General features: G+C 53.1%; 7 protein-coding genes and 1 tRNA gene. 2 read left to right on the top strand and 6 right to left on the bottom strand.

Annotation, left to right across the window (positions count from 1 at the left end):
* Nucleotides 1-10: 10 nt before the first annotated feature.
* Nucleotides 11-406 (bottom strand): molybdenum cofactor biosynthesis protein MoaE, encoded by a 396-nt coding sequence (locus tag NT140_04805; protein ID MCX5831194.1) that lies wholly within the window; start codon nt 404-406, stop codon nt 11-13.
* A 732-nt stretch (nt 407-1,138) separates the two neighbouring features.
* A tRNA-Arg gene (locus NT140_04800) sits at nt 1,139-1,215 on the bottom strand.
* Nucleotides 1,216-1,723: 508 nt separating this feature from the next.
* Between NT140_04800 and NT140_04795 the strand changes: the two genes are divergently transcribed.
* Nucleotides 1,724-3,151, top strand: coding sequence for an N-acetylmuramoyl-L-alanine amidase (locus NT140_04795; GenBank protein ID MCX5831193.1), 1,428 nt, complete (start codon nt 1,724-1,726; stop codon nt 3,149-3,151).
* A gap of 57 nt (nt 3,152-3,208) precedes the next feature.
* Entirely contained in the window at nt 3,209-3,613 is a 405-nt protein-coding gene (locus tag NT140_04790) for a hypothetical protein (protein ID MCX5831192.1), read from the top strand.
* Between the two features lie 104 nt (nt 3,614-3,717).
* Here NT140_04790 and NT140_04785 read toward each other — a convergent pair whose 3' ends face one another.
* From NT140_04785 to NT140_04770, 4 genes are all read right to left on the bottom strand, one after another.
* Nucleotides 3,718-5,814 carry a hypothetical protein gene (locus tag NT140_04785; protein MCX5831191.1) on the bottom strand — a complete coding sequence of 699 codons (2,097 nt, stop codon included), beginning with the start codon at nt 5,812-5,814 and terminating at the stop codon, nt 3,718-3,720.
* Between the two features lie 183 nt (nt 5,815-5,997).
* Entirely contained in the window at nt 5,998-7,335 is a 1,338-nt protein-coding gene (locus NT140_04780) for a UbiD family decarboxylase (protein ID MCX5831190.1), read from the bottom strand.
* Nucleotides 7,336-7,411: 76 nt separating this feature from the next.
* Nucleotides 7,412-7,669 carry a phenylphosphate carboxylase subunit gamma gene (locus NT140_04775; GenBank protein ID MCX5831189.1) on the bottom strand — a complete coding sequence of 86 codons (258 nt, stop codon included), beginning with the start codon at nt 7,667-7,669 and terminating at the stop codon, nt 7,412-7,414.
* 9 nt (nt 7,670-7,678) lie between these two features.
* The coding region (locus tag NT140_04770) for a UbiD family decarboxylase (GenBank protein MCX5831188.1) at nt 7,679-8,678 on the bottom strand (1,000 nt) is incomplete at its 5' end.

Raw genomic sequence — 8,678 nt, 5'->3', positions numbered from 1 at the left:
TATTAACGGGTTACGGATGCTCGATGAGATGTATGAACTCCTCCTTCTTGACCTCGTCAACGATCCATGAGCAAGCTTCGAAGCAGCGGTCACGGGTCTTGCCGGAGACGATGGCCAGGAGGACCGAATCGCAAGCGCCGATGATGCCGAGACGATGGACGATGAGCGCCTGGTTGAGTTTGAACCGCTCTTTCGCCTGCCTGGCTATGGCGGTAAGGCGTTCGTTGACATCACCGGTAAGGGCTTTCAGCTCCACGGTTGAAAATTCAGGCACATGTTTTCCCGGGCGCTTGACGCGGCCGTGGTGCAGCACCACTGTTCCAGTGCTGTCGTTTTCACGTTCCAGGAACGCACGGTATAGTCCTATGTGGTCAAACGGCTGTTCGGTTGCGTATGCGGTGATCATGTTTCCTCCATGTTTTTTTTGAAACACTATCACTGGCTCGGGGTGAACCGCAATGTTTATGTCTACCTATTATCTATTTTTTAGGCAAGGCAACTGAAGCATGGGTGAAACCCTCGCTCAGGTTAGCATCTTCGTAAGGGCTATAGACTCACAAAATTGGCCGTTCCAAATCTCAATCTTCCAAACGGATATCAGCGAAATTTATCAGTCGGTAGGAACACAGATAAGTATTTGCACGCATCAATCTACGGTCAGCAAGCAATTCCCATTTTTTTAAAAATTGGTGTGCGTTGTGTGCGGCCTTAAGACCATAGCCGAAGAACCCTGGATAATTTGCCCACCCCGGGTACAGGTCCTGCGATAGAAATAATGAAGGATCGTGAATATCTATAATCGACGATCGTCTGAAGCCATGTCCCAGCACCAGCCCGATGGTCGATCGTTGATTCTTGCGGCATCGTGGTGAGGATCACATGGGGGTTAAGGTCTGACTTATTGAGTGCGGAGCGATACCCCGAGCGGCTACAAATCCATTTTACAGGGTATAGTGTATCTTCTTATATTAATTATCATAATATGCAATAAAAGTTGTTTGAAGGCGGGGAATCACAGTGACCACATGGGTACCCTCACTGAACGCTAAAAATATCCAAAAGCGGTAAAGGAGCGGTAAATAACCGGCATGCATGAGATGGAAGGGCAATGATATATATGATAACTTATTGATATATTTGGTGCCCCCGGCGTGAGTCGAACACGCGGCACACGGATTAGGAATCCGTTGCTCTATCCTTCTGAGCTACGGGGGCAGGCGATAGAATTGCGACAGAGTCAGTAGATGCGGCGATTAACATGGTTTGTTGCGGGTGTCAATTATTTTCCCCCCTCCCCACCGAACGTAGCAAGGGGGAGCATTTCCAAACTTCACATGCCGGGCAAACTCTTACCGGGGCTCCTCCTTTTCAGACAGGCCGCAGACTGTGCATCTTCCTCCTACGACAGTTCCTATACAGGCGCCGTCTCTGCATAAGATTCTGTTATCCCAATCTATTTGTTCTTCGTCCCCATGCTTTTCAGACGCTTGCCCTAAAGATAAGTTTAATAAAACGCCACAGTGCAGGCAGTAGCGGCTCATATCGGGAATCGTCTCGTGGCATTTGTGGCAGATCATAATGATGTCACTCCTTTTTTATTTTCCTTTATAAACAAACGTTCCTGTTTCTGCAATCAGATTGTGGTGGATTCAGGCTTCTTTCCCTGTTTGAAATTGTTGGCGGGAGCTGGTATAAGCGTCAAAGATTATGACAACAGGAGATTATGAATAGTTTAATACGTTTAACTTTATCCATCCTGCTATTATTTATATCCACTCAAGCCTGGGCGCGGACAGAAATCATTAACCTGCGTCACTGGACAGCGCCGGAGCATACGCGGGTGGTGATTGATACGGACCAAGAAATCCAATATACGGTGGAAAAATCAGCGTCCAAGGTGCAACTGCAGCTCGCCAATGCAGCCCTCTCGAAAGACATCCCGCGTGAATATATCCTGAATAAACCGGGAATTGCCAGGATCGCTTTTTCCGTCCCGGCGGAAGGAAAAGTATGCTTGGAGCTTTTTGTCACGGAGAGAGTGGAGACCAAGATTTTCAAGCTGAAGAAATTTCAGGACAAACCTCATCGTCTGGTGATGGACATTACACTTCCAGAGGTTGAAAAAGAAGAAAGCCGAGCGCGGGAACAGGTTAAAGTGGTCAAGAAGGATAAAATTATTGTCATTGATCCTGGGCACGGGGGGGAAGATCCGGGTGCGACTGGCAATCGGGGCACGACAGAAAAAAACGTGGTGCTGGCCATCGGCAAAAAATTAAAGGATGTCCTTAACTCGGGCGAAGGAACACGCGCCTTTCTCACTCGGGAAGGGGACTATTACGTACCTTTTAAAAAGCGGCTGAGCATCGCCAGGGAACTGGGCGCCGACCTGTTCATCAGCATTCACGCCGATGCCGCCAGAAACAAAATTGCCAAAGGGAGTTCCGTCTATTGTCTTTCCACCGGCGGAGCGAGCAGCGAGGCCGCGAAGATTCTCGCCCGTCAGGAGAACATGGCCGACATTATCGGTGGTACCCTGGGCGAGAGTAACGGCAATGGCGAGTCACACCCCATCATCCTCAATATGTTTCAGACGAACACGATCAATCAGTCCAAGAACTTTGGCAACCAGATCCTTAATAGCATTGGCCGGATCAATAGCATCAAGTTTGCCAACGTTCAAGAGGCCCCTTTCCGGGTGCTGAAATTTCCGGAGATACCAGCCATTCTCATTGAAACTGCCTATATTTCCAACCTGCAGGAGGAGTCTAATTTACGGGGTGAAAAATTTCAGGCAGAACTCGCCTCATCTATCGCCGGAACCGTCAGGGGATTTTTCTCGATTCCCGAACCTCCCGTCGTGAAAGCAGCTCCGAAGGATGACAAGATTGGCAAGGCAGCAAAAAGTCCGGTCGCTGAAACACGTCCAAGCCCTGCCGCATCCTACAAGGTGAAAAAAGGCGATACGCTTAAGAAAACATCCCGGGCACGAACCACACCCGCTTTTCACAAAGTCAGCAAAGGGGAAACGATCGCTAAAATTGCCCGCCGATATCAAACGTCGGTGAGCGTACTGTTGAAGTTAAATAACATGAAGCTTCGCGATCCCCTCTATGTCGGTCGCGAGCTCCGCCTCCCGCGTCCGCCGCCATGATGGAGAAGGTTTTGTCAGATGTGTTATAAGTATCGGTTTATAATGGCTTTTATAACTATGCTTATCTTGGCAGTCCCATATCCTGCCGCCGGTTTTTTCCTGGATTGGCGGCCTTTTATCGTCCGCGAGGATCTGGCGCCGGTTAAAAAGATGCGGGTGCCTGCTTATACTTTTGAACATTATGCAACTGACAATAAAGATCGGAGCAACGCCATAAAAGTAGCGGCTGAAGGAAGAGAGAGAAAATGGAGCGAATTCCAATTCGGCAGTTTTCGGCTCCGCGTCTCCCGCTATCAGGACCTACGGCTAAAGAGTGATTCCGGCCGATCGAACAATACGGACGGAATCTGGGAAACGATTAAATCGCTCCCTGCCCAGTTGGGAGACTCACCGTACCGCGAAACCCTGTGGACGATGGGGAAGATATTTGCTCCGCAGCTCGATCTGGGCATCGAATTCTAATTCTACTCCGACATACTATCCTGCAGTTATGGAAAAGAGAATTGCGTACCCGCAACTTGAGCACAACCGGGTTAATCGGTTTGGTGACAAAGTCAATGGCGCCTCTAGTCGGAGGGGTCACCAATATCCACCGGATCTTCCATCGTCTGGAGCACGTACATCGGAAAGCTGCCGAAGTTCTTGGCGAGGGGCAACTCTCCGACGTATTCACAGGGGCAGTCCGTCAGGTCCATGGCTGCAGCGAGGGCGGCGAAGGCCTGGCTGACGTAGATCTTGCCTGGCGGTGTGATGGGCTCGATTCGGGCGGCATTGTTGACATGGGTGCCAAAGCAGGTCCGGCGCCTCGTGACAGGGTCCCGTCCGACGTAAACCGGGCCCGTATGGAGGGCCACACGGAGATTCAGATCCGGGGGCAGGCCAAGACTGGCCCAATCGGTGTGGCCGACTCGTTCCACCAGCGCCCTGCTAAAGCAGATCGCATCATGGGCTTTCCGGAAGACCATGAAGAGGCCGTCGCCCCAGGTGTTCTTCATGGCTGGACGGACCTTGAGCTCCGTTTCCAATGCTCCAATCGCCCCAAGGAAATGGGCAACGAAGGAGGGCACCTGGCGCTCCTCGAGCTGACTAAAACGCACGACGTCTGCGAAGAGCATGACCATGATCCGGGACTTGAGCCCATCGCGGCGCGCCGGCACACTCCGGGCGCGGCGGCGATGCTTCGAATTATAGATGATCACGGACTCCAGTTCACGGAGATTGATGATTTCCGGCGAGTGGCCAAGCTTCTTCCAATGGGCCAGGGTCCTGGAAACGCTGCCCGCTGCCTCACTGGGCTGGCCATCCCAAACGACGAGGGTCTTCAGTTCGCAGCGCAGTTGGTGGGCCCGGATCAAACCCAGCCCTAGGAGGATCTGATTGGCATAGGAGAAGACGACGCTGCCCTCATCCAGACGCTGGGGGCTGGCCAGAATCACCTTCCGGGCCTTTTCAAGCACGTGGTCAAAGCGGCTGGTCCAATCCATGTCCTCACGGATGGCCACACTATCAGCCAGGAACTCATCCCGGCCATAGGGCAGGACCACGTGGCTTTCACCACCGATGGCTTGCACCGCCTCGTGGAAAAGGATGGGAGCGCCACAGGCGGCGGTGGCGAAGCCCGCCTCGACATGAAGGCTGGCAATACGTTCCCGGATTATTCGGGCAACGGTTGCGGCCAGGGAGGGCGGGAAACGCGGCGTCTTGCGGTCCTGAAAATCAATCATGTGACCCGCAAACACGAGCACCTTGGGGGCGGGGAGGATGGATTCCAGGATGGTGACGTCCTGATGAAGCAGTTCGAGGATGCTCTTGTTCAGATAGCGGACTTCTGCAACGTCGCCGATCCTCCCTCGCCCTGTCTCCGCCACTTCCTGGCAGTAGCCGAACCCCTCGCTGAAGCGGCGCTGAATCATGGCCGAGATGCCAAGAATCGCCAAATGCCAGAAGGGATCTGTGCCATCTGCCCGTGCCCGTTGCAGCAAATCCTGGGCGCCCAGTTGTACCTGGGTCGCCAGATCAGAGGCGGTATCGCCAAAACCCAACTCCAGGGCCAACCATGCTGCGTGGATGCCGCTCCAAATGCCCCGGCTGTTGCGATAGGCCTCGTCGTAAAGTTGAAATGCGCGCAGAAAACACTTCCGGAGCATCCCCTGATCCTTCGTTCTTTCGCCATAGTCCCGGTAGGCACGAGCCAGAGGCGCAAGGGTCCCCTGATCCCGATGGCCTTCCCGCAAAAGCTGGGTCAGCACCGTCAGGGCTTCTCCCGGGGCGCCGGTTCGGATCAGGGATAGGGCCTGGAGCTGGCGCAGGGAGACATCTTCCGGAAAGTCCAGTCGGGCCCGCCTGACCAGGTCGTACGCGAAGATGGGCTCGCCCTGTTTCAGCAAGGTTTCGATATCCTGGCGCACCTGCTGGAGGTCTCTTTCCGGAGTGTGGGGCAGCTCAAAGATGATACCGGCGTCCAGCAGTGCATCCAGATTCTCCCGGGCCGCGTCCAGTGTATGAGTCTTCTGCATATTGCTAAGGTCTTCAAAAGCCAGACCTTGGCGACGGATTTGCCACAGTTCATCGGGGTACTGGCGAACCAGATCCCGGTGTACTTGACCAGCCAGGATTTCAAGAAGCTCCTGATAGCGGGAAGGGTTCAAAAACTCGGATGACATAGGATGAATGACTTTCTGTTAGGGTGGAAATTCGTCAGCATGTATCGCACCTGGCCAGTATAGGGGTGCTGTTTTTGCTTGTCAAGGGATATTGCGTGCCAATGGAATAGTTGCTAATTCTGTAGAAGGGGAAAATACGCGGGAAGAAAGAAATAAAATTTATGGAGATAATTGCAAAACTCGTCACACTGAGCCACGCAGTTTAACTATGGCCTCAATCCTCGTGCGCTCTCCCCGGGCAATTCTGGCTCTGGCCTCGATGTTCTTGCCAAAGACCGTAGCATTCATGCCCATCTTGGTGAGGCCCTGGCCCTCTTTTTTCTGCGGATCTATAGGTTGAACCGGCAAGTTGTCAATTACAATCAAATCCTGACGGGGATCAAATCTGGTGGCCATGGCCCATTCCACGTCCCGGTAATCTTCTGCATCTACATCTTCATCTACCACGAGGACCTTCTTGATCATCGGAAAGGACAGGACAAAAGTGATCAGACTTCTGATGCGCTGAGTCTCGACGCCCTTGACCTGGACGATGATGGAGGAACCGAAGGTCTTGGGAATGAAATGTATGCGCATCACAAAGGGGAACAGGCGCATAAGCGTTTCATGGATATGGGCATAACTCACGAAGGTCAAATACATGTCCGCCTCAAGGCAGGTGGGCAGGAGGGCATGGTAGATGGGCGAGGGCCGGCAGGACAGCCTCTTCACGACGACGGTCGGCGTTTCTAGCAAGCGCATATAATAACCGCTGATTTCTCCCAACGGTCCATCTGGCCGGCAATCATCATAGTCAACAAAACCTTCCAGCAGTATCTCGCCTGACTGGGGGACGTCTATGTCGGAATCGAAGGAACTGATGGTGGCTATGCCCCTGCCCTTCAGCCCCCCGGCTATTTCCAACTTGTCCGTATCCAGTTGGGGCTTGAGGGCCATGGCCAGCAGTACCGCCAAATCATTGCCGATGGAGAGGGAAATGGGCATGGGCCTCTGCAACCGCTTGTATTTTTCGAATAGTTCACTCAGCGGCGGGTTAAGCAGGGCAATGCCGATGCGGTTGCCTTTTCTCCACTCCAGGCGGTGGATGCCCCGGGCAACGGCGCCCGTTTCCGGATCACGGGAAGAGGCAATGGCTGCCGTAATAAATGGCGCCGAGTCCTGCTCATAATGCTTCAATATTGGCAAATGGTCGAGCAGCTCCCGCCCTTCCATGGCCATCGTCACCAGATCATGTTCGACGGTGGGCAGCTTTTGCTCCCGTCTCTTCAGGGCATTGATAAAATACTCATAATGATTACTGGTGGTTTCAAAGATATCGGCAAAACAATCCTGCGTGGGAACCAGGTTCGCAGCCACACGGCCAGAGTAGCCGGCGACGTCCGTAAACAAAAGCGCCTTTCCTGAACCTTGCAGACTGGCGATCAACTCCGGCAGATCTTCCCGGAAGACCTTCTCCGACACCTCGAGGAGAAGGCCTTTCTTCCGCAGCACCTCGAGATAGTCCCGCAGTGAATTGATCATCAATAACCCCGTGTTACAAAAGAAAGTGCTGAGTGTTTTTCTTCTCAGTCCTCAGCACTCAGTCCTCAGCACTTTGTTAAAGCCCCGCCGGTATCATGTTAACCCAGGACAGGATCTCCATAGAGTAGGTGTTCTTCAGCAGCACGCCCTTCCCCTGCCTGACGAACAGGGTATGGGGGTATTTTTTGGGGTCCGGGGACATCTTTATTTTTGCATAGGCGGAGTTATACTTCTTTTTCCCCGCCGTCAGATCCCGCAGGACGGTTACCAGTTCCTGGTTTTCACTAAATCCTTCGACATTTTCCAAGATAAACGTATCATAAACGGCCATCATGACCCTCCTTTATTCTGCGAAACCATAAGTTTTCCATTTGGCAAGCACCTTATCCTGGATATCCTGCGGATAGACATTATCGAAAGAAACCTTGGTCGGAATATCGCCTACGGGCCAATCCGTGGGGAGAATGCAGTCAAAGACCACCTTGTCCACGCGGCCATGTGTTCTGTCATCCGGGCCGAGGAAAGGATAGAAGGGAGTGCCCACCGAGTCTTTATAAACGCGGATCCCTTTGCCGGGATTGCATTTTGTGGCCAGGGCATGAATGAGGGCATCTTTACTGTAGATATCAGTTTTGTCATCCACCACGACCACCATGTGGAACCAGGGGCCAAGTTTGCTGCCGAAGACGAGTTGGGCAACCTGGCTGGCAATATTGGCATAGACAGGTTTCACCCCCACCACCACCAGATGATGGGTGGATTCGGGCAGCATATAGACGCCCGTAATGGGAATGCCCTGATCCCGGAGCAATTTATCCATTTCCAACCCCAAGGAGAAGGAGCGGAGGAGTTGCCCTTCGTCGGTAGGCACGCCCATGACCGACACCGTCAAGATAGGTTTCTTCCGCATGGTAATCGCCTGGACGCGATAGACCGCCCGCTTGACCCGGGGCGTTACCCGGTAGCCGGTGTATTCACCGAAGGGGCCCTCATCTATGGTTACGTTGGGAATAAGAACCCCTTCGATGATAATTTCTGCCTGGGCCGGCACATACAGATCGCTGGTCCGGCATTTGACGAGCTCCACTGGTTCGCCCATTAGCATCCCCGCGAATTCCTCCTCGGCGATGGGTGATGGCGCAGAGGCGGCTATGGCCGAAAGGGGATCCGGACCGATCACCGTGGCGAAAGGCATGGGCAGGTTCCGCGGGACATACTTGCCATAAAAGAACTTCCCCATATCGGAAAAGGGCAGAACGGGACCCACCATGGTTCTTTCATCAAAGATCATCTGCCGGTACATACCCCAGTTGACAAAATCAGTGTCATAATCCTTGGCGACG

It is taken from the genome of Deltaproteobacteria bacterium (assembly GCA_026388415.1).
Lineage (GTDB): Bacteria > Desulfobacterota > Syntrophia > Syntrophales > JACQWR01 > JAPLJV01.
Note: the sequence above shows the minus strand (reverse complement) of the source record. Positions and strands in the feature narration are given on the sequence as shown.